This is a genomic window from Rhodobacter sp. 24-YEA-8 (assembly GCF_900105075.1).
In the GTDB taxonomy this organism is placed as follows: domain Bacteria; phylum Pseudomonadota; class Alphaproteobacteria; order Rhodobacterales; family Rhodobacteraceae; genus Pseudogemmobacter.
Window position 1 is genome coordinate 18,664 of sequence record NZ_FNSK01000001.1, and the last position, 17,616, is coordinate 36,279.

Genomic DNA, 17,616 nt, shown 5'->3' on the forward strand with positions numbered 1-17,616 from the left:
GGTCAGCCGCGTGAGATCACACGGATCGCATCCCCCTGGCGCAAAACCCCGTCGCGCTCGATCGAGCACAGGATCCCGCGCAGCCTGAGCGCGCGATGTTCGGGCAGGTTCACCCAGGCCATGGCATCTTCGCCATAGCGTACTTTCCATTTCACACAGCCATCATTGAACACGTCCGACACCCGAAGCACCGCCGTCCCCGCCTCAAGCAGGGAGCCGACCGGCAGATTGGCCTCGGATGTGTCGAGATCGGCGACCACCGGATCGCCCGGATGGACCACGGCTTCCGGGTCGGGCCGCACCAGATCATACACCCGCGCCGGCAGGATCGAGACCTGGATCGCGGGATCGGGCGCACCATTTTCCAGCCGGAGCCAGGGCTCTTTCGACCAGCGCTCGCCGGGAATGCCGCCCGCAACGGTCAGGGTCAGGCTGTCCGGATGTTCGCGCAGATTGCGCCCGGGGCGGAAGGTCAGCTGCCGTGCAACCGTCTCTTCTTTCGGCGCAGCGGCCACATGGCCGACCGCCGCCATCAGGCTTTCCATCGGGGTCATGTCCCGCTCCCTTCCGATCCGCTTTCCGGCAGTTTCGCGACCCGGGCGCGCAGGTCAAGCCGTGCCTCGGTCAGACGCCCGGCCTTGCGCAGAAGATCTGTCCCCCGACCCGGCATCTGGGTCACCTGGTAGAAATCCGCGATCTGCCCGGGGTTGGCCGCCATCAGCCAGGCCTGCATTTCGGGCCGGTATTGATAGGCGCCGCGCGTCAGGCGGAAGGGCAGGGCCGAAAGCCAGTCCTCCCGGTCCTGGGCGTGGAAATGCAAAAGCTTCAGCCCGGGGTGAAACTCCGGCCCCGGCAGCCGCTCGCCACCGATAAAAGCTCCGTGGAGCCGCGGCGACAGCCCCGGCACGCCTGATCGGAAAAACACCTTGCCGGCGGAATGCGACAGCATCGCTTCGGGCAGGATTTCGGCATAATCACCCAGAGCCGGCCCGCGCAGCCCCTTATGACGCGGTTTCAGCGCGCCGCGAAAGACGCGGGCTGTATAGATGTCATCGGAAAGATCCGGTTCATGCAGCGCCTCGAAAGGTTCGATCCGGCACAAAATCTCTTTGGCGGGCAGGCTGCCCAGCACTTCGGCCACCGGCCGCACCGGCCAGATGAATTCGTCGACATCGATATGGCCGAGCCAGTCACTGCCGCACGCGCGGTAGACCATCCCGGCATTCTTCGCCTGGCGGTTCTGATGCCGGTCGGGTCGCCCGCCAAGCGCCTGCCAGTGCCCCGCGTCGCAGGCGACCAGCCGCACATGCGAAAGGCGCCGCGCTGCGATCGCCGCCAGCGCCGGGTCGTCAGGATCGTCAAAGCAAAGCGTGATCCGATCCGCGCCAAGATCCAGATGCCAGGCGAGAAAGGCGAGGATCTTTTCCTCGGGGGCTTTCACCGTGGCAACCAGCGCCCAGCTGGCGGTCTGTTTCACAGGAGATCCAGCAATTCCCGCGTCGGCCAGGCATCCGCCGGCAGGCCGAGGCGTTGTTGTTCCGCCTGGATCGCGCGCCGCGTGCCTGCGCCGAGCACCCCGTCAATCTTGCCGACATCATATCCAAGCGCCTGCAGCTTTTCCTGCAGCGCCTTCATATCCTCATCAGGCAGCAGCGGGTCGGGCGAGATGTTCAGCGCAGGCTCCGCCCCTTCGATCAGGGTGGCGAAATAGGCGGCGGTGGTCACATAGGTCAGGCTTTTGTTCCATTCCAGCAGGACCTGGAAATTCGGAAAGACCAGGAAAGCCGGGCCCTTGCGACCCTGAGGCAGCAAAAGCGAGGCCTCAAGTTCCGCCGGCAGCGTATTGCCGCGCCGGGGCGCCACGCCAAGCGCCGCCCATTGCGCGACGGGCAGGTCCTTGTCCAGCCCGCTCAGCGCCCAGTCGAAGGTCTCGGGCAGCACGACCTCGGTCAGCCAGGGCTCGCCCGCGCGCCAGCCGTGGTGTTTCAGCATATTCGCGCCCGACATCAGCGCATCCGGGACCGAGGTTTTCAACCGCACATGTCCGTCGCCATCGCCGTCAATGCCGCGTTCCAGAATATCCTTCGGCAGCATCTGCACCATGCCGATTTCGCCTGCCCAGGCCCCTGTCGTGTCGAGCGGCAGATCGCCATTCGCGAAAAGCTGCATCGCGGCAAAGGCCTGGGGGCGGAACATCTCGGGGCGCCGGCAATCCCAGGCGAGGGTGAGGATCGCGGCGCGGGTGTTGTAATTGCCCTGGAAGCGGCCGAAATCGGTTTCAAACCCCCAGATCGCCAGCATCACCCCGGGCGGAATGCCATAGGTGCTTTCGGCTTTCGCAAAAAGCGGCTGATGCGCGTCCCAGGCGAGCAAGGCATCGGGCAGGCGCTTGTCGCCGATCAGGCTCTGCGCGAATTCGAGGAAAGGTTTGCGAAACACACCCTGACGCTGATCGGCTCTGAGAACCTCGGGCTCGGCACGGGCATCTGCAAGCCAGCCCTCTATGGCCGCCTCAGGAAGACCCTCGGCCAGGGCTTCATCGCGCAGACCCGCAAGGAACCCGGGAAAGCTGCCACCGCAGGGCACTGCGGCTGTTGCCTCAGATGCTGGGGCCTCGGGGAGGGCGGGCGGAGTTTCTGCCCGGGCAGAAAAGGGGGCCAGCAATGCGGCTATGATCAGGGGTCTCAGCATGGGCGCGAAGCTAGACGAGCGCGGCCATGAGGGCAATTGCCAGCATCAGCCCCCAGGCCCGCCAAAGCGCGCGGCAGGCGGCGTCTATATCTTCGGGCCCGGCATCGCGGCGGCCCTCGGGCCAGACCCAGGGATACCAGCGCATTTCGCCATTATAGCTGCGTGGGCCGGAAAGTGCGACATTCAGAATGGGCGCGAGGGTGGATTCCGGCCAGCCGGCATTCGGGCTGCGATGCTGCGGCGCATCGCGCAGCACCGGGCGCGGATCCAGCCAGCCATGTGACAGCGCGAGTAACAAAGACGTCAGCCGCGCGGGGATGAGGTTCAGCAGGTCATCAAACCGCGCGGCGGCCCAGCCGAATTCGCGATGGCGCGGTGTCATATGGCCGATCATCGAATCGGCGGTATTTGTGATCTTGTAGATCAGAATGCCCGGCAGACCGGCGATAAGGAACCAGAAAACCGGCGCAATCACCCCGTCGGAGAGGTTCTCGGCCGCCGATTCAATCGCGGCGCGGGCGACGTCAGGCTCGCGCATATCGCTGGTGTCGCGCCCGACGATCATCGCAACCGCCCGCTTACCCTCGTCCAGCGAGCGGCGCAGCCCGTCGGCCACAGCCCGCACATGATCAACCAGCGAGCGCTGCGCGATCAGAATGGCGGCGATCACGGTCTCGATCGCGCCGTGATATGGCAGCCTGCCGATGAGCCAGCCCGCAAGACCCGCGCCTAGGACCAGGGCGGCCATCACCAGCGCTCCCTTGAGCCGCCGCGCGGTGCCTTCGTTGAACCGCCGGTCTGCAAGGCCGATCAGCCGGCCCATCAGCACCGCGGGATGCGGCAGGTGGCGCCAGATCCAGGCGGGCTCGCCAAAGGTGGCGTCGAGAATCATGGCAAGAACCAAAACCATGCCGGACCCCGTGCTGGTGGTTGCGAATCATCTGACAGGGAAGTGAACCGGATCGGCCCCGCGGGCAAGCGGGCATCGAGCGTCCCCGGCCTGCGGCATTGTCGCCACGAAGGCTTCATCTTTTTGTGGTAAAGTGCTGGCATGGTGAGAGGGGCTTGATTTCACGGGCTTTCGGGTTTGTGCTGGGCTCAGGAGGGGACGGACATGCTGGAATATCTGCCCAAGGAGTTGCGCGATCATCTCGATGCCGCCCGCAAGCGTCAGCAAAGGCGCAAATCGCGGATGCGGGTCGAACTTGGCGATCTGCTGGTCTACCCGGTGTTGCGGTTCTGGCAGGGCGGCTTTTCGCTTGACGCCGATCTGGTGCCGGCGCGGCTGCGGGGACTGGTCGACATTTATGACGGCCCGCGCCATGTGTTTCAGTGCCTGATCGTTGCCACGGAAATCGTCGATGGCGAACTGGTCTGCGACTTCAAGCGCCTGACCCCGGTAACAAATCGCCCGGCACTTGATTACTGGCGCGAAGATGAGGGGCCGGCGGGCTATTTGCCGTCCGCGTAAGGGGGTCTGCGCCCCAAACGCCCGAAGCATTGGGATCAGGAGGAAGATCGCATTCCTCCTGACTGAAATATTCCCGCTTCAGGCTTCGGCACCTGACCAGAGGCGCCATCACGGCCGGATCTCGACCATGGTTCCAACAGGCGTCGCCGCCCAGATTTCGCGCATTTCCGAATTGCTTATTGCGATGCAGCCTGCGGTCCAGTCAGTTGCGATAAGCGTGTCATCGGGCAGTATATTCGGCTGACCATGGATCATGATATCACCGCCGGGCGAATAGCCCCCGGCCCGTGCGCGGGCGCGGTCGGCAGGCTGCGGGTAATCGAGCCCGAGTGAGAGGTGATAGGCGGATTGTTCATTGCGGCGGTCGATGCGGAATTCACCTTCCGGTGTCCGGCCATCGCCCTCGCGCATCTTATCGCCGGTCGGTGAGAACCCAAGTGCGATGCGATAGACGCGGACCTCGCGCCCGTCCTGGATCAGCGCCATTCGCCTTGCGGCTTTTTCGATCACGATGCGCTCGATCTGGCCGGTCAGCGGTGCGGGCGGTGTGACGGGGCGCGGCGCGGGTTGCCAGAGCATCCAGGCCGCCAGCGCCAGCGCGCCGAGGCTGAAGAGCGTGAAAACCCGCGCCAGTCGCCTCATTGCAGATCGGCAAAGACGCCTTGCAGCCGGGTGATCGCCTCTTCGATCTGCACCCGCGGAGCGGCGATATTGAAGCGGATGAAATTCTCGCCGCCCTTGCCGAAGCTGTCACCGTGGTTGGTCGCGATGGCGGCCTGAGTCTCGACCCGCGCCAGCATTTCGGATTTGCTCAGCCCGGTGCCGGAAAAATCCACCCAGGAGAGGTAGGTGGCCTCCAGTGGCATGGATTTCAGCCCGGGGATCGCATTGACCGCCGCGTCAAACAGCTGCCGGTTGCCGTCGAGATAGGTCATCAGATCATCGACCCAGGCGGCCCCCTCGGGCGAGCAGGCGGCGGTCACCATATGCATCCCAAAACTATTGGGAGAAATGCCGATCGCACCCATGACGCTTGCGAACTTCTTCCGCAGGACCTCATCCGCGATGATGACATTGCCGATATGGGCGCCCGCGATATTGAAGGTCTTGGTCGTCGCGGTCAGCATCACCAGCCGGTCGCTGACATCGGGCGCGGCATTCGGCATCACGATATGGCGCTGACCGGGGTAGGTCAGGTCGAAATGGATCTCATCCGAGACGAGGATCAGGTCATGGCGTGTCGCGAAATCCGCAATCTCGCGCAGCTCGGCCGCAGTCCAGACCCTTCCGCCGGGGTTATGCGGTGAGCAGAGGATCAGCATGGTCTCGCGCCCGGTCAGCTGCGCATCCCAGGCGGCGATATCCAGCTCATAGCGGCCTGCGTTGTTGTTCAGCGCGCATTCCACCACCTCACGCCCCGAGGCGCGGATGGTGCGGGCGAAGGCGTGATAGACCGGCGTCATCAGAACGACGCCGTCGCCGGGCTGCGTGAAAGCCTGCAGGCAGAGGCCCACCGCGTTCACCAGGCCATGGGTGGTGAAAATATGCGAAGGGTCGGGCTTCCAGCCATGGCGGGTTTCCATCCACCAGGTCAGCGCCTCAAGATAGGGGCGTTCATCGCCGAAATAGCCGTAAATCCCGTGATCGAGCATGTTTTGCAGCGCGGTCTGCACGGCGGCTGGCGGGCGGAACTCCATATCCGCGACCCACATCGCGAGACCCCGGTCATGCGGGATGCCGTAAAGCGTCTCCATCATGTCCCATTTCACGCAATGGGAGCCGAAACGGTTGATGGGCGTATCGAAATCGGAGCGGGTCATGCGGGCGTCTTTCTGTACAATACCCCGAAATGGCTAGCCGCAGACGGGGGCCGGATCAAGCCGGGGGCAGGCGGTCCGCGCCCACCCTCACGCAGATATGCGCGAATCCCTTGCGCGAATGGGCGGGGATGACCTAAATCCCCCCCATGTTGCGCTCCATCCTGATCCATCCCGATCCCCGCCTGAAAAAGCTCTGCGATCCCGTGACCGAGGTCTCGGACGAGATCCGCAGGCTGGCCGATGACATGCTGGAAACCATGTATGATGCGCCGGGCGTTGGCCTTGCCGCGCCGCAGATTGGTGTGATGAAGCGGCTGCTGGTGATGGATTGCATCAAGGAGGGCACGCCCGAGCCGATGGCGCTGATCAACCCCGAGGTCATCTGGTCCTCGGAAGATCAGAACATCTATGAGGAAGGCTGCCTCTCGATTCCGGATCAATATGCCGAGGTGAAGCGCCCGGCACTGGTCACGGTGCGCTGGACCGGGCTGGATGGCAAAACCGATGAACGGACCTTTGACGGGCTCTGGGCCACCTGTGTCCAGCATGAGATCGACCATCTGAACGGCAGGCTCTTCATCGATTATCTCGGGCCGCTGAAGCGCCAGATGATCACCCGCAAGATGGAGAAACTGAAGCGCGAACGCGCGCGGTCGGTGGACGTCTGATGGCGGTTCGTGCCTGTGTGCCCTACCCGAACCCGGTGCTGAAGGCACCGGCGGCGGATGTGGCAGAGATCACCGATGAGGTCCGCGCCATCTGGCGCGATATGGTCGATACGATGGAGGCGATGCCGGGCTACGGCCTTGCCGCCGTGCAGATCGGGGTGTCTTTGCGGCTTGCCGTGGTCGATTGTTCCGAAGCGCGCGGCCAGGCGGTGCTGATGGCGAACCCCGAGGTGATCCATGCCTCGGTGCAGCCGCGCGACCATGAAGAGGCCTCGCCCAATCTTCCCGGGGTTTCGGCTAAGGTGACGCGGCCGCGTGCGGTGACGGTCAGGTTCCTGAATGCAGATGGCGAGATCGAAGAGCGTGATTTCGTGCATCTCTGGGCGACATCGGCGCAGCACCAGATCGACCATCTGGCGGGTAAGATGTATTTCGACCATCTCTCGCCCCTGAAACGGAAAATGCTGATCGCGAAGGCGGAGAAGATCCGCAAACGCGGCTGAGGAGACGCGGATGCGGGTGATTTTCATGGGCACGCCGGAGTTTTCGGTGCCGGTGCTCGAAGCGCTTCATGCGGGCCATGAGATTGTCGGCGTCTGGTCGCAGCCGCCCCGGCCCGCCGGGCGCGGCAAAGAGCTGCGCAAAACCCCGGTCCATGCCCGTGCCGAGGCGCTCGGGCTGACGGTCCATACCCCCGAAAAGCTGCGTGCGCCCGAAGATCAGGCCGTGTTTGCAGCACTTCAGGCCGATGTGGCGGTGGTGGTGGCTTACGGGCTGATCCTGCCCCAAGCGGTGCTGGACATGCCGGCGCGGGGGTGTCTGAACATCCATGCCTCGCTCTTGCCACGCTGGCGCGGCGCGGCACCGATTCAGCGCGCGATCATGGCGGGGGATGCGGCGACCGGCATCTGTATCATGCAGATGGAGGCGGGGCTTGATACCGGCCCGGTTCTGTTGCGCGAGGAAACCCGGATCGGCGCGGAGGAGACGGCCTCCGATCTGCATGACCGGCTGTCCGCGATGGGTGCGGCTGCGATGATCGCGGCGCTTGACCAGCTGGACGGGCTCGTGCCGGTGCGCCAGCCCGAAGAGGGCGTCAGTTACGCCGCGAAGATCGACAAGGCCGAAGCAAAGATCGACTGGACACGCCCCTGCTATGAGGTCGACCGTCAGATCCGTGGTCTCTCGCCCTTTCCGGGGGCCTGGACACAGGTGGGCGCGGAACGGGTGAAACTGCTGCGGTCCCGGATCAACGCCGGTGCGGGGGCACCCGGCGAGGTTCTGTCCGGCTTCACCATCGCCTGTGGTGAAGGGGCGGTGGCGGTAACCGAGGCGCAGCGCGAGGGCAAGAGGCCAATGCCTTCGGCCGAGGTGCTCAAAGGCCTCATCCTGCCGCCCCGTCTTTAAGGGCGGGGCCAGCCGCCGTCTGCAGAAGCAGGCGCGCCCGGGGGGATCAGGGGCAGATAAAAAAAGCCGATACTGCCTGCTGCGGTATCGAAGAGAGATGGCCCGGCTCCATCAGCCCCTCGAAGGCGCGCGGCTGGCCAGGGGCCCGGTTTTCGCAGCGAAAACCGCGCAAATTTCTTTTAAGAAATTTGATCCCCACCGCCGCGCGAGGGGCGTTCCACTCCCAGCCGCGGATGGAGTGCGCCTGCGATCCACCAGCAGCCAAGAAAGCCGAGACCCGCCACGACAAAGATCCCCGGAACCGGCGCGAAGAACAGGATGAGCCAGGCGATCCCGGGCGTCAGAATGCCCGATACATCGCGGAAACTGGCATAGACGGCCGCCATTTCGGTACGCTCAGAGGGTTTGACCGACATCAGAAAGGGCAGCCCGCCGACCACATCAAGAGTCACAAAGCAAAAACTTGCCGCGAGGCACAGTGCCACCGCGACCCAGGGCAGGACCGACAGCATCGCTGCCGCCAGCATCAGGCCGCCGCCCGCCAGAAAAGCCAGCCGCACCGAGCGGCGCACAGAGAACCGGCGCGCCGCGCGGTTGATGGCCGGTGCCAGGAACAGGAACGTGTTCGAGACCGACAATACGATGCCGCCGGTCTTGTCGCTCAGACCCGACTGGACGCAATAGATCGGCAGATAGACGATATAGACCCACCAGCCGCAGGACCGCATCACGGCGAAGGTCCAGCCGGCGATCAGCCTCGGCTGGCCCAGAAAGCGCGACAGAAACCCCAGCGGGTTGACCGCCGGCCGTCGCGCCCGCGAGATCTGGCGGCCATTGCCCAGCCTCAGCCACCAGAAGACCCCGATCAGCACCAGCGCAAAAAAGCCCGACAGCAGAAAGGGGGCCGGCGCCCATTGGTGATGCAGCCAGACCCCCAGCACCGGCCCCACCGCCCAGGGGATAGCGGCATAGGCCATCTGCACCCCCTGACTGTGCCCAAGCCGGGTGCGCTCGACATAATCCAGCACATAGGCGTTGAGACAGATGAACACTGTTGCGGTCGCCATCGCATTGCAGATCAGAGCGAGCGAGATTGTCAGCGGCGTGCCACTGACCGCCAGCGCTGTGCCGACAAGATAAAGCGCGGCCCCTCCGGTATAGGTCCAGCGGCGCGGCACGAAACGGGTCACTGCCGGCACCATCAACCCGCAAAACAGCGCGACAAATCCCGCCGCCAGATAGGCGACCGAGGTCATCTGCGCATCGCCAAGGCTCTGATAGACCGCCAGGGGCATGGCCGAGACCAGCATACCGCGGACAGCGGCCTCAAGCCCGGCAAGCAACGCGAAATGCTCAACCTTCGGCACCGGGCTGTGTTTGAGAGCAAGGGGAAGATCGTAATGGCCCATGCTGCCGACCACACTCCGAAAGAGAGGCGCGGTCTGCACCATTTGCGACAGAGCGTGTCGCGGGCATCAGGTGGCCGGTGGTGCCCCCGCCTCCGGGCGCGCCGTCTCTGTGCGGGCCAGAAGGTCAATGAGCCGGCCCCGCGCGGCAGGCAGGGCCGCCGGGCCAGGCGGCGCTTTGTCATCGGCGGGCCGGGGTCTGTCGTTCAGCAGTTCGCGCGTCAGGAAATGCCCGGTCAGCGCGAGGCCTGGCAGGATGTCGGCTTCGCCCGGCATGCCGCCTGCCGCCAGCGAGGCCGGCAGCGGCAGGAGGCGCGCCGCCCAGTCCCCCGCGCCCCGGGCCGAAACCGCGCGGCCGGTCCTCGGACTGACATAGGCCAGCCCCTCCGTCGCGCCGGTCACCGCACAGGAACCCAGATCCAGGCCATAGCCGGTCTCGCTCAGCAATCTGAGCTCCCACAAAAGATAATATGCGGGCCAGCCGGCATTGACCGGTCCGGTCCGTGTCATCTGATCCAGAAGATCCTGGGTCTCCTGCCACAAAGCGCCATTTGCCTCGCGCTCGGGCAGGCAGAGCTGCAACAGCGCCGTCACCGCGCCGAGGCCTTCCAGCGCGAGCCGGTCCGCCAGCACCGCGGCACGCGAGCGCAGCGGTTCGACACGAAAACTGCCCAGCTGGTCCTCAAGCCTTGCGGTCCATGTCAGGTCAAGCTCATTGCCGGGTTGCAGATGCGCGGCGAGGCGCCGGGACGCGCCGCCCCTGACCAGCCCGGAACACCGGCCATGTTCGCGCGCGAAAACGGTAAGAATGGCGGATGTTTCGCCATGCGGCCGCGCCGCCAGAACCAGAGCCTGATCATGCCATTCCATCATCGCCGGAGTTTCGCCTGTGGCCGGTCCGGGGACAAGAGGGGGCCGCCGGAGGCTTGCCCCGGAAATCAGGGGCACAGTCTTTCGTCAGGCGTACGGCGCCCCCATATGTTCAGGGACAGCAGAGGAGGGAAGGGTGCCGTTCATCGGACTTTTGATCATCGGGGTCGCGGCCGGGTTTCTGGCCACACGGGTCATGCGGTTGCAGACGGATGTGCCGACCACCATCGCGATCGGCGTATTCGGTGCCCTGATCGGTGGGTTTGCGCTGCGGTTTCTTATCTGGTCGCTGGGCGCCGCTGCGGGATTTGTGGGTGCATTTCTGGGGGCAATGGCGCTGATCTGGGCCTGGAAGACCTGGATGCGGTAAGGGGTGGGCGTCAGACCTTACCCGAGACGTTTCACCAGATCTTTCAGTCGCAGATCCCCGATCCCCCAGACGAGTTTCCCCTGCCAGGCGGCAAACAGGATCTGTGCTGCCTGACGCGCCTTTTCACCCTGGCCGATCCGCAAAGCCAGCTGCATCTCGACCTGGCAGCGCCAGGTTGTGGCGGCCTCCAGGGCCGCAGGGTCGCGCTGGCTCAGCAGGATGAGGCCGGCGATATGGACTGAACGACCCTCAGGCCCATCCTCCAGCGCTTTCAGAAGCGCCTGTGGCCCTTTGCCCTGGCTGGCCTGATCTGCGGCCTCAAGCCGGGCACCGATTTCTTCCCAGCCATTTCGTGCCGCCGCGCCCTGCAGCCTTTCGACCGAGCCAAAGCGCTGCGCCAGTGTTGACGCCGCGAGACCCGTCGCGCGCGACAGATTGCCGAAACTGATCGCCTTTTCGCCCCCCGTGGCAAAGAGCTGGCGGGTCGCTTTCAGGACTTCGGCGTCAGAGAGGAGCTTGCGGCGTGGCATGGGCCCAGCCTGCGCGAGGCAGAGGGCGCATTCAAGCCCTTTCCTGTGACCCTTTTGCGGCGGTTTTGTAAGGTGCCATACCTGCACGGGCCAGTTCATCCGCGCGCTCATTCTCGGCATGACCGGCATGGCCCTTGATCCATTGCCAGGTCACCTGATGCCGGGTCTGCGCCTGTTCCAGCCTTTGCCAGAGATCGGCATTCTTCACTGGCTTTTTATCAGCGGTCTTCCAGCCATTCCGCTTCCAGCCATGGATCCAGCTGGTCACACCGTTTTTCACATAGGCGCTGTCGGTGACCACGGTCAGCGCCGAGGGCCGGGTCAGGCTTTCCAGCGCGTGGATCGCCGCCAGCAGTTCCATGCGGTTATTGGTAGTATCCGCTTCGCCGCCAGAGAGCGTGCGCTCTTTCAGCACGGTGTCGCCATCGCGTGCGATCAGCAAAGCGCCCCAGCCACCGGGGCCAGGATTTCCGGAGCAGGCTCCGTCGGTAAAGGCGAAAAGATCAGGCATAAGCGGGTGATGTCACGGCGCGGGCTCTAGCGCAAGCGGGGTGCCGGGCGCGGCCAAAGATACCGCGAAGCCGCGCCGGACCTAAACAGACACGCCGGGCTCAGGCCCTCTGTGACCGGTGGTCAGGCTGCGGGCACACGCAGGATGCGCGGCACCTTGAATTCGATATTCTCGACGGCGGTTTCGACCATCTCGACTGTGACGTCAAAGCGGTCCCGGACAGCGTCGATCACCTCATTGATCAGGATTTCGGGCGCCGAGGCACCGGCGGTGACGCCGAGCGCGCGCGTCCCTTCCAGCGCACGCCAGTCGATATCGCCGGCACGCTGCACCAGTTGCGCATAGGAGCAGCCGGCGGCGCGGCCAACCTCAACCAGACGTTTCGAGTTCGACGAATTCGGCGCGCCCACGACCAGCAGCGCATCGATCTTTGGCGCGATCGCCTTCACCGCCGCCTGGCGATTGGTGGTGGCGTAGCAGATATCCTCATGCCCGGGTCCGGTGATGGCGGGGAAACGGGCGCGCAAGGCTTCGACAATCGCTGCCGTGTCATCGACGGAAAGCGTGGTCTGGGTGGCGAAGGCGAGCTTCGTCTCGTCGCGCACGGTCAGGGTCGCCACATCCTCGGGCGTCTCGACCAGCAGCACCTCGCCGCGGGGCAGCTGGCCCATGGTGCCGACGGTCTCGGGGTGGCCTTCATGGCCGATATAGATCAGCTGGAGGCCATTGGCGTGATGGCGCGCGGCCTCGCTATGGACCTTGGTGACCAGCGGGCAGGTGGCATCCACCGCGATCATCTGGCGGCTTGTTGCTTCTGCCGGCACCGATTTCGGCACGCCATGCGCAGAAAACACTACCGGCCGGTCATCGGGGCATTCACTCAGCTCTTCGACGAAAACCGCGCCTTTCGCGCGCAGCCCGTCGACCACATAGCGGTTATGGACGATCTCATGGCGGACATAGACCGGCGCCCCCCATTTCTGCAGCGCCATCTCGACGATCTGGATCGCCCGGTCGACACCGGCGCAGAAACCGCGCGGCGCGGCGAGGTAGAGCATCAGTGGCGGGCGGGTGGTCATGGGCATTTCCGGATATGGCGCAGCGGAATGGTCGGCGGACTGGCTTGGATGAGAGGTAGTGTCAAAGTGTCTCCGGGTCCAGTGCTGCAACTCCCCTCAGGCGCTCAGCCGCCAGAAAAACATCAGAGAAAAGCGCTGGAAAAGCTGTCGAACACCCCGGCCCCGATCAGCGCGAGCACCATATAGCGGGCGGTTTTCGCGATGGTGACCAAAGCGAGGAACAGCAGGGGATTGACCCGCATCAGCCCGGCCAGCGCCACGATCAGATCACCTCCGGGTGCCCAGCTGAGCAGCAAGGACCACAATCCCCAGCGGGAGAACCAGGCACGGGCGCGGATCAGCCCCTGATCGGTGAAGGGGAACCAGCGGCTGCCGCGCAGGCGCTCGCCCTGCAGGCCGCACCAATAGGTGACGCAAGAGCCGAGGATATTGGCGACAGACGCCACCAGCACCAGAAGAACCGGATCATGCCCCGCGCCTTGCAGGGCAATGAAAACCAGCTCGGAATTCATCGGCAGCGGAGTGGCGGCGATAAAGGCCGCCAGCGCGAGGCCGACCAGGCCAAGGGGCATCAGAAAATCCATAAGGCGCGCTCCTGGAGAGAAGCGCGCCCTGTGGCAAGTGCCAAATGCCCGGCCTGACGGCGCTTTCCTGGTATTTTCCCCGAGGGCTCAGGTCGGGAAAACAGGGCAGGGCCGCAGGCGGGTCAGATCAGAATGGCGGTTCAGCTTGCGCCGACACTGACCTCTTCACCATCAGCGGGGCGCGGCTCGCGCGGCGGCCGGCCGATCACATCGCGCAGTTCGTCAAGCTCGATGAAATTGTCAGCCTGACGGCGCAGCTCATCCGAGATCATCGGAGGCTGGCTGCGGATGGTCGAAACGACCGAGACGCGGACGCCCTGGCGCTGGAGGCTTTCGACCAGCGGCCGGAAATCCCCGTCACCCGAGAAGAGCACGATATGATCCAGCCGCGCCGCGAGTTCCATCGCGTCGACCGCCAGTTCGATATCCATATTGCCCTTCACCTTCCGGCGGCCCTGGCTGTCGGTATATTCCCGCGCCGGCTTGGTCCGCATGGTAAAGCCGTTATAGTGCAGCCAGTCCACCAGCGGACGTATGGGCGAGTATTCCTCGTTTTCCAGAAGTGCCGTGTAGTAAAATGCTCGCAGCAGCTTGCCCCGGCGCATGAACTCCATGCGCAGAAGCTTGTAGTCGATGTCGAAGCCAAGCGCCTTTGCAGCCGCGTAAAGATTCGATCCATCGATGAACAGCGCGAGCCGTTCGTCTTTATAAAACATTCTCATTCCCCTCGAACAATCACAGCAGTATCGAAAACGCCGCCAGCCAACCCCGATGAATCAATCGATCCGGCGCGGACTGAAAAGTGTTTTCGAGACGTGATGCGACTGGTAAACGATACGGTATGAAATTGATCGGCGACAAACCTGCAACCCCTGTTATTATCGCGCTCGGCGCAAACCTGCCATTCGCAGACATGTTTCCGGTGGAAACACTCCGGTCTGCCCTGACCGCAATCAGCGAGGATGCGTTAACGATTTCAGGGGCAAGCAGCTTCTGGAGTACCCCCTGTTTCCCCCGGGGGGCGGGGCCTGATTATGTCAATGCAATCATTTTGGCTCACGTGGATGTGCAGGCCAGTCCGGCCATGATTTTGACGATTTTGCACCGAATTGAGGCGAAATTCGGGCGGGAACGGCAGGAGAGATGGGGGGGGAGGACGCTGGATCTTGATTTGATTGCCTGGGGTGATTCGGTTCTTCCAGACGCGGAAACCCAGGACGCCTGGCGCAATCTTTCTGCCGCCGAACAGGCGCAGCGGGCGCCGGATCAGCTGATCCTGCCGCATCCGCGGATGCAGGATCGTGCCTTTGTTCTGGTGCCCATGGCCGAGATCCTGCCCGACTGGCGCCATCCTCTGCTGGGGCTGACCGTGCGCGAGATGCTGGCCGCCCTGCCGGAAGAAGACCGGGAGGCGGTGAAACGGATCGCAGTGACGTGAGAAGTGATCGGGTTTTCCTGTTGACAGCGCTTGTCAGCAAGGCGAAATCCGCCTAAATGTTCCTTTTCCGAGAGCCTGGCCCGTTCAGGTGTCTGTCCCTGTGTGGGCAAACATCCGAAGACGGTCAGTGCTGCGCCCGGGTTATGCCGGGCCCGAACCCTGGAGTGACTGACCCATGGCCCGTGTGACGGTCGAAGATTGCGTTGACAAGGTTCCGAACCGCTTTGAGCTGGTGCTGCTGGCGGCCCATCGTGCGCGTGAAATCGCCACCGGCGCGCCGCTGACTGTTGACCGCGACAATGACAAGAACCCGGTCGTGTCGCTGCGCGAGATCGCGGACGAGACCCAGTCGGCCGAAGTTCTGCGCGAGCGGATGATCGAATCGTTCCAGACCCAGATCGAGGTTGACGAGCCGGAAGAAGACCAGATGGCGCTTCTGATGGCGGGCGAGATCGACCGTCCGCAGCAAGACGATATGTCGGAAGAAAAACTGCTGCGCGCGCTCATGGAAGCCCAGGGCGAAAACTGAGTCTGAAAAGCGGTGGCTGAGCAGCTAACCTGAGCTGTCCTGATGCAGCAGGCGGGGCCACGGCCCCGCAGGCCTTCTGCGACGGATGCGCGAGGCGGTAATGATAGACGTAGAAGACCTTATCGCCCTTGTCCGTAACTACAATCCGCGCTCTGATGCCGATCTGATCCGCCGCGCCTATGCTTACGGCATCCGGATGCATGAGGGGCAATATCGCAAGTCCGGCGAGCCCTATTTCACCCATCCCGTCGCCGTCGCCGCCATTCTCACCGAGATGCGGCTGGATGATGACACGATCGTCACCGCGCTGTTGCATGACACGATCGAAGACACCCGCTCCACCTGGACCGAGATCGCCGACCAGTTCGGCCCCGATGTTGCCGAACTGGTCGATGGTGTCACCAAGCTGACCAATCTTCAGCTTTCCTCTGCCGAAAGCAAACAGGCCGAGAATTTCCGCAAGCTCTTTATGGCCATGTCCAAGGATCTGCGGGTGATCCTGGTCAAGCTCGCCGACCGTCTGCACAATATGCGCACGATCAAGTCGATGAAGCCGGAAAAGCAGGTGCAAAAAGCCCGCGAGACCATGGAAATCTTCGCGCCGCTGGCGGGCCGCATGGGCATGCAATGGATGCGCGAAGAGCTGGAGGATCTTTCTTTCCGCGTCATCAACCCCGATGCGCGCAATTCGATCATCCGCCGCTATGTGACCTTGCAGAAGAAAACCGGTGATGTGGTCCATAAGATCACCGCCGATATCCGGACCGAGCTTGACCGCGAGGGTCTTGAGGCCATGGTCTACGGGCGCGCCAAAAAGCCCTATTCGATCTGGCGCAAGATGCAGGAGAAGGATCTCGCCTTCTCGCAACTCTCGGACATTTATGGCTTCCGGGTGATCTGCGGCTCGGTCACGGATTGCTACCGCATCCTTGGCGTGATCCATCAGCGCTGGCGCGCGGTGCCGGGGCGGTTCAAGGATTACATCAGCCAGCCGAAATCCAACGGCTACCGCTCGATCCATACCACGGTCTCGGGGCGCGCGGCCTCTAAGGTCGAAGTGCAGATCCGCACCCGCGAGATGCATGAGGTCGCTGAATCCGGCGTTGCCGCGCATTGGTCCTACCGTGAGGGCGTGCTGGGCCGGAACCCCTTTGCCGTCGATCCCGCGAGCTGGATCAGCCAGATGACCGAGCGTCTGGACGAGGAAGACCACGACGAATTCCTCGAAAACGTCAAGCTCGAGATGTATTCCGATCAGGTCTTCTGCTTCACACCCAAGGGCGATGTGATCCAGCTGCCGCGCGGGGCGACGCCGCTCGATTACGCCTATGCGATCCATACCAGGATCGGCAATTCCACCGTTTCGGCCAAGGTCGATGGCATCCGCGTCCCGCTCTGGACCCGGCTGAAAAACGGGCAATCGGTCGAGATCATCACCGCCGAGGGCCAGCGCCCGCAACCGACCTGGGTGGATATCGTGACCACGGGCCGCGCCAAGGCGGCGATCCGGCGGTCCTTGCGCGAAGAAGACCGTGGCCGCTTTGTCAAACTCGGCCAGGAGCTGGCGCGGGCGGCATTCGAACATGTTGGCAAGAAGGCCAGCGAAAAGGCGATCCGCACGGCGGCAAAGCTGCTGGGCTATCCCGATGACAGCGAGCTGTTGTCGCGTGTGGGATCGGCCGAAATCACCGCGCGCCGCCTTGTCGAAGTGCTCTATCCTGAACTCGTGACCACCCGCGAGCCGCAGGTCGACAGCCAGCGCCCTGTGGTCGGGCTGGAAGATGACCAGGCCTTCCGCCGCGCACCCTGCTGCCAGCCGCTGCCGGGCGAGCGGATCGTCGGCATCACCTATCGCGGCAAGGGGGTTGTTGCCCATGCCATCGACTGCCCGGCGCTGGAGGAATTCGAAAGCCAGACCGAACGCTGGGTCGATCTGCAATGGATGACCGGCCGCCACGCGCCGATCCATTCGGTGACGCTGGAGCTGACGATTTCCAACGATGCGGGTATACTGGGTCGGGTCTGCACCCTGATCGGCGAACAGCGGGCCAATATCTCGGATCTGAAATTCACCGACCGCAAGCCGGATTTCTTCCGCCTGCTGGCCGAGGTCGATCTGCGGGATGTCGAACATCTCCATATGGTGATGACCGCGCTCGAGGCCGATACCGATGTGGCGCAGATCTCGCGCCACCGCGATCTGTCGCGTAAACCCTGACTCCATCTCGCCGCATTGCAGGCG

Annotated in this window: 21 protein-coding genes; 8 read left to right on the plus strand and 13 right to left on the minus strand. The window is 63.8% G+C overall.

The features are described 5' to 3' along the window. Window positions 1-2 precede the first annotated feature (2 nt). From BLW25_RS00100 to cbiB, 4 genes are read right to left on the minus strand one after another with little or no spacing between them, the layout of a single operon-like run. Window positions 3-554: a hypothetical protein gene (locus BLW25_RS00100; RefSeq protein WP_092895247.1), complete on the minus strand. Its 552-nt coding sequence runs from the start codon at window positions 552-554 to the stop codon at window positions 3-5. Next, entirely contained in the window at window positions 551-1,477 is a 927-nt protein-coding gene (locus BLW25_RS00105; protein WP_171909433.1) for a glycosyltransferase family 2 protein, read from the minus strand. Before BLW25_RS00105 ends, BLW25_RS00100 begins: the two co-directional genes overlap by 4 nt. Beyond that, window positions 1,474-2,691, minus strand: a complete 1,218-nt coding sequence (locus BLW25_RS00110) for a lytic murein transglycosylase (RefSeq protein ID WP_092895251.1) — start codon at window positions 2,689-2,691, stop codon at window positions 1,474-1,476. The genes BLW25_RS00105 and BLW25_RS00110 overlap by 4 nt, the downstream gene beginning before the upstream one ends. Window positions 2,692-2,701: 10 nt before the next feature. Further along, on the minus strand, window positions 2,702-3,601 hold the full coding sequence (cbiB, locus tag BLW25_RS00115; RefSeq protein ID WP_092895253.1) for an adenosylcobinamide-phosphate synthase CbiB: 900 nt from the start codon (window positions 3,599-3,601) through the stop codon (window positions 2,702-2,704). Between the two features lie 204 nt (window positions 3,602-3,805). On the opposite strand from cbiB, the gene BLW25_RS00120 reads away from it, so the two are divergent. Next, window positions 3,806-4,162: a hypothetical protein gene (locus BLW25_RS00120; protein ID WP_092895255.1), complete on the plus strand. Its 357-nt coding sequence runs from the start codon at window positions 3,806-3,808 to the stop codon at window positions 4,160-4,162. Between the two features lie 108 nt (window positions 4,163-4,270). Here the strand turns inward: BLW25_RS00120 and BLW25_RS00125 are convergent, their stop codons facing one another. Continuing rightward, window positions 4,271-4,804, minus strand: a complete 534-nt coding sequence (locus tag BLW25_RS00125; protein WP_092895257.1) for a L,D-transpeptidase family protein — start codon at window positions 4,802-4,804, stop codon at window positions 4,271-4,273. After that, a complete protein-coding gene (locus BLW25_RS00130; protein ID WP_092895259.1) occupies window positions 4,801-5,982 on the minus strand; it encodes a MalY/PatB family protein in 1,182 nt (393 codons plus the stop codon). Before BLW25_RS00130 ends, BLW25_RS00125 begins: the two co-directional genes overlap by 4 nt. Window positions 5,983-6,128: 146 nt before the next feature. On the opposite strand from BLW25_RS00130, the gene def (BLW25_RS00135) reads away from it, so the two are divergent. From def (BLW25_RS00135) to fmt, 3 genes are read left to right on the plus strand one after another with little or no spacing between them, the layout of a single operon-like run. Further along, window positions 6,129-6,650, plus strand: coding sequence for a peptide deformylase (def, locus tag BLW25_RS00135; RefSeq protein ID WP_092895261.1), 522 nt, complete (start codon window positions 6,129-6,131; stop codon window positions 6,648-6,650). Beyond that, entirely contained in the window at window positions 6,650-7,153 is a 504-nt protein-coding gene (def, locus tag BLW25_RS00140; protein WP_092895263.1) for a peptide deformylase, read from the plus strand. The genes def (BLW25_RS00135) and def (BLW25_RS00140) overlap by 1 nt, the downstream gene beginning before the upstream one ends. Before the next feature lie 10 nt (window positions 7,154-7,163). Beyond that, on the plus strand, window positions 7,164-8,057 hold the full coding sequence (gene fmt, locus BLW25_RS00145; RefSeq protein ID WP_092895265.1) for a methionyl-tRNA formyltransferase: 894 nt from the start codon (window positions 7,164-7,166) through the stop codon (window positions 8,055-8,057). A gap of 179 nt (window positions 8,058-8,236) precedes the next feature. On the opposite strand, the gene BLW25_RS00150 is transcribed toward fmt, so the two are convergent. Both BLW25_RS00150 and recO read right to left on the minus strand, forming a co-directional pair. Next, on the minus strand, window positions 8,237-9,466 hold the full coding sequence (locus BLW25_RS00150) for an MFS transporter (RefSeq protein WP_092901178.1): 1,230 nt from the start codon (window positions 9,464-9,466) through the stop codon (window positions 8,237-8,239). 66 nt (window positions 9,467-9,532) lie between these two features. After that, window positions 9,533-10,336: a DNA repair protein RecO gene (recO, locus tag BLW25_RS00155; RefSeq protein ID WP_171909434.1), complete on the minus strand. Its 804-nt coding sequence runs from the start codon at window positions 10,334-10,336 to the stop codon at window positions 9,533-9,535. Between the two features lie 133 nt (window positions 10,337-10,469). Between recO and BLW25_RS00160 the strand changes: the two genes are divergently transcribed. Then, a complete protein-coding gene (locus BLW25_RS00160; RefSeq protein WP_092895267.1) occupies window positions 10,470-10,703 on the plus strand; it encodes a GlsB/YeaQ/YmgE family stress response membrane protein in 234 nt (77 codons plus the stop codon). A 17-nt stretch (window positions 10,704-10,720) separates the two neighbouring features. Here the strand turns inward: BLW25_RS00160 and BLW25_RS00165 are convergent, their stop codons facing one another. The 5 genes from BLW25_RS00165 to BLW25_RS00185 all read right to left on the minus strand — a co-directional run bounded on the left by BLW25_RS00165 (window position 10,721) and on the right by BLW25_RS00185 (window position 14,123). Continuing rightward, on the minus strand, window positions 10,721-11,233 hold the full coding sequence (locus BLW25_RS00165) for a TetR/AcrR family transcriptional regulator (RefSeq protein WP_092895269.1): 513 nt from the start codon (window positions 11,231-11,233) through the stop codon (window positions 10,721-10,723). A 31-nt stretch (window positions 11,234-11,264) separates the two neighbouring features. Then, window positions 11,265-11,744, minus strand: coding sequence for a ribonuclease HI (rnhA, locus tag BLW25_RS00170; RefSeq protein ID WP_092895271.1), 480 nt, complete (start codon window positions 11,742-11,744; stop codon window positions 11,265-11,267). 122 nt (window positions 11,745-11,866) lie between these two features. Then, window positions 11,867-12,829, minus strand: a complete 963-nt coding sequence (gene ispH, locus BLW25_RS00175) for a 4-hydroxy-3-methylbut-2-enyl diphosphate reductase (RefSeq protein ID WP_092895273.1) — start codon at window positions 12,827-12,829, stop codon at window positions 11,867-11,869. Between the two features lie 116 nt (window positions 12,830-12,945). Then, window positions 12,946-13,407 carry a YqaA family protein gene (locus BLW25_RS00180; RefSeq protein WP_092895275.1) on the minus strand — a complete coding sequence of 154 codons (462 nt, stop codon included), beginning with the start codon at window positions 13,405-13,407 and terminating at the stop codon, window positions 12,946-12,948. Between the two features lie 140 nt (window positions 13,408-13,547). Further along, a complete protein-coding gene (locus BLW25_RS00185) occupies window positions 13,548-14,123 on the minus strand; it encodes a LabA-like NYN domain-containing protein (RefSeq protein ID WP_092895277.1) in 576 nt (191 codons plus the stop codon). 125 nt (window positions 14,124-14,248) lie between these two features. Between BLW25_RS00185 and folK the strand changes: the two genes are divergently transcribed. From folK to BLW25_RS00200, 3 genes are all read left to right on the plus strand, one after another. Beyond that, entirely contained in the window at window positions 14,249-14,845 is a 597-nt protein-coding gene (gene folK, locus BLW25_RS00190; protein ID WP_092895279.1) for a 2-amino-4-hydroxy-6-hydroxymethyldihydropteridine diphosphokinase, read from the plus strand. Window positions 14,846-15,020: 175 nt separating this feature from the next. Next, window positions 15,021-15,374, plus strand: a complete 354-nt coding sequence (rpoZ, locus tag BLW25_RS00195) for a DNA-directed RNA polymerase subunit omega (RefSeq protein ID WP_092895281.1) — start codon at window positions 15,021-15,023, stop codon at window positions 15,372-15,374. A 100-nt stretch (window positions 15,375-15,474) separates the two neighbouring features. Continuing rightward, window positions 15,475-17,592: a RelA/SpoT family protein gene (locus tag BLW25_RS00200; RefSeq protein WP_092901183.1), complete on the plus strand. Its 2,118-nt coding sequence runs from the start codon at window positions 15,475-15,477 to the stop codon at window positions 17,590-17,592. The last annotated feature ends 24 nt before the right edge of the window (window positions 17,593-17,616 follow it).

Coding starts and splice junctions, on each gene's coding strand:
- BLW25_RS00100 (WP_092895247.1), bottom strand. CDS start 554: ATGACCCCGATGGAAAGCCTGATGGCGGCGGTCGGCCATGTGGCCGCT.
- BLW25_RS00110 (WP_092895251.1), bottom strand. CDS start 2,691: ATGCTGAGACCCCTGATCATAGCCGCATTGCTGGCCCCCTTTTCTGCC.
- cbiB (WP_092895253.1), bottom strand. CDS start 3,601: ATGGTTTTGGTTCTTGCCATGATTCTCGACGCCACCTTTGGCGAGCCC.
- BLW25_RS00120 (WP_092895255.1), top strand. CDS start 3,806: ATGCTGGAATATCTGCCCAAGGAGTTGCGCGATCATCTCGATGCCGCC.
- BLW25_RS00125 (WP_092895257.1), bottom strand. CDS start 4,804: ATGAGGCGACTGGCGCGGGTTTTCACGCTCTTCAGCCTCGGCGCGCTG.
- BLW25_RS00130 (WP_092895259.1), bottom strand. CDS start 5,982: ATGACCCGCTCCGATTTCGATACGCCCATCAACCGTTTCGGCTCCCAT.
- def (WP_092895261.1), top strand. CDS start 6,129: ATGTTGCGCTCCATCCTGATCCATCCCGATCCCCGCCTGAAAAAGCTC.
- def (WP_092895263.1), top strand. CDS start 6,650: ATGGCGGTTCGTGCCTGTGTGCCCTACCCGAACCCGGTGCTGAAGGCA.
- fmt (WP_092895265.1), top strand. CDS start 7,164: ATGCGGGTGATTTTCATGGGCACGCCGGAGTTTTCGGTGCCGGTGCTC.
- BLW25_RS00150 (WP_092901178.1), bottom strand. CDS start 9,466: ATGGGCCATTACGATCTTCCCCTTGCTCTCAAACACAGCCCGGTGCCG.
- recO (WP_171909434.1), bottom strand. CDS start 10,336: ATGATGGAATGGCATGATCAGGCTCTGGTTCTGGCGGCGCGGCCGCAT.
- BLW25_RS00165 (WP_092895269.1), bottom strand. CDS start 11,233: ATGCCACGCCGCAAGCTCCTCTCTGACGCCGAAGTCCTGAAAGCGACC.
- rnhA (WP_092895271.1), bottom strand. CDS start 11,744: ATGCCTGATCTTTTCGCCTTTACCGACGGAGCCTGCTCCGGAAATCCT.
- ispH (WP_092895273.1), bottom strand. CDS start 12,829: ATGCCCATGACCACCCGCCCGCCACTGATGCTCTACCTCGCCGCGCCG.
- BLW25_RS00180 (WP_092895275.1), bottom strand. CDS start 13,407: ATGGATTTTCTGATGCCCCTTGGCCTGGTCGGCCTCGCGCTGGCGGCC.
- BLW25_RS00185 (WP_092895277.1), bottom strand. CDS start 14,123: ATGTTTTATAAAGACGAACGGCTCGCGCTGTTCATCGATGGATCGAAT.
- folK (WP_092895279.1), top strand. CDS start 14,249: ATGAAATTGATCGGCGACAAACCTGCAACCCCTGTTATTATCGCGCTC.
- rpoZ (WP_092895281.1), top strand. CDS start 15,021: ATGGCCCGTGTGACGGTCGAAGATTGCGTTGACAAGGTTCCGAACCGC.
- BLW25_RS00200 (WP_092901183.1), top strand. CDS start 15,475: ATGATAGACGTAGAAGACCTTATCGCCCTTGTCCGTAACTACAATCCG.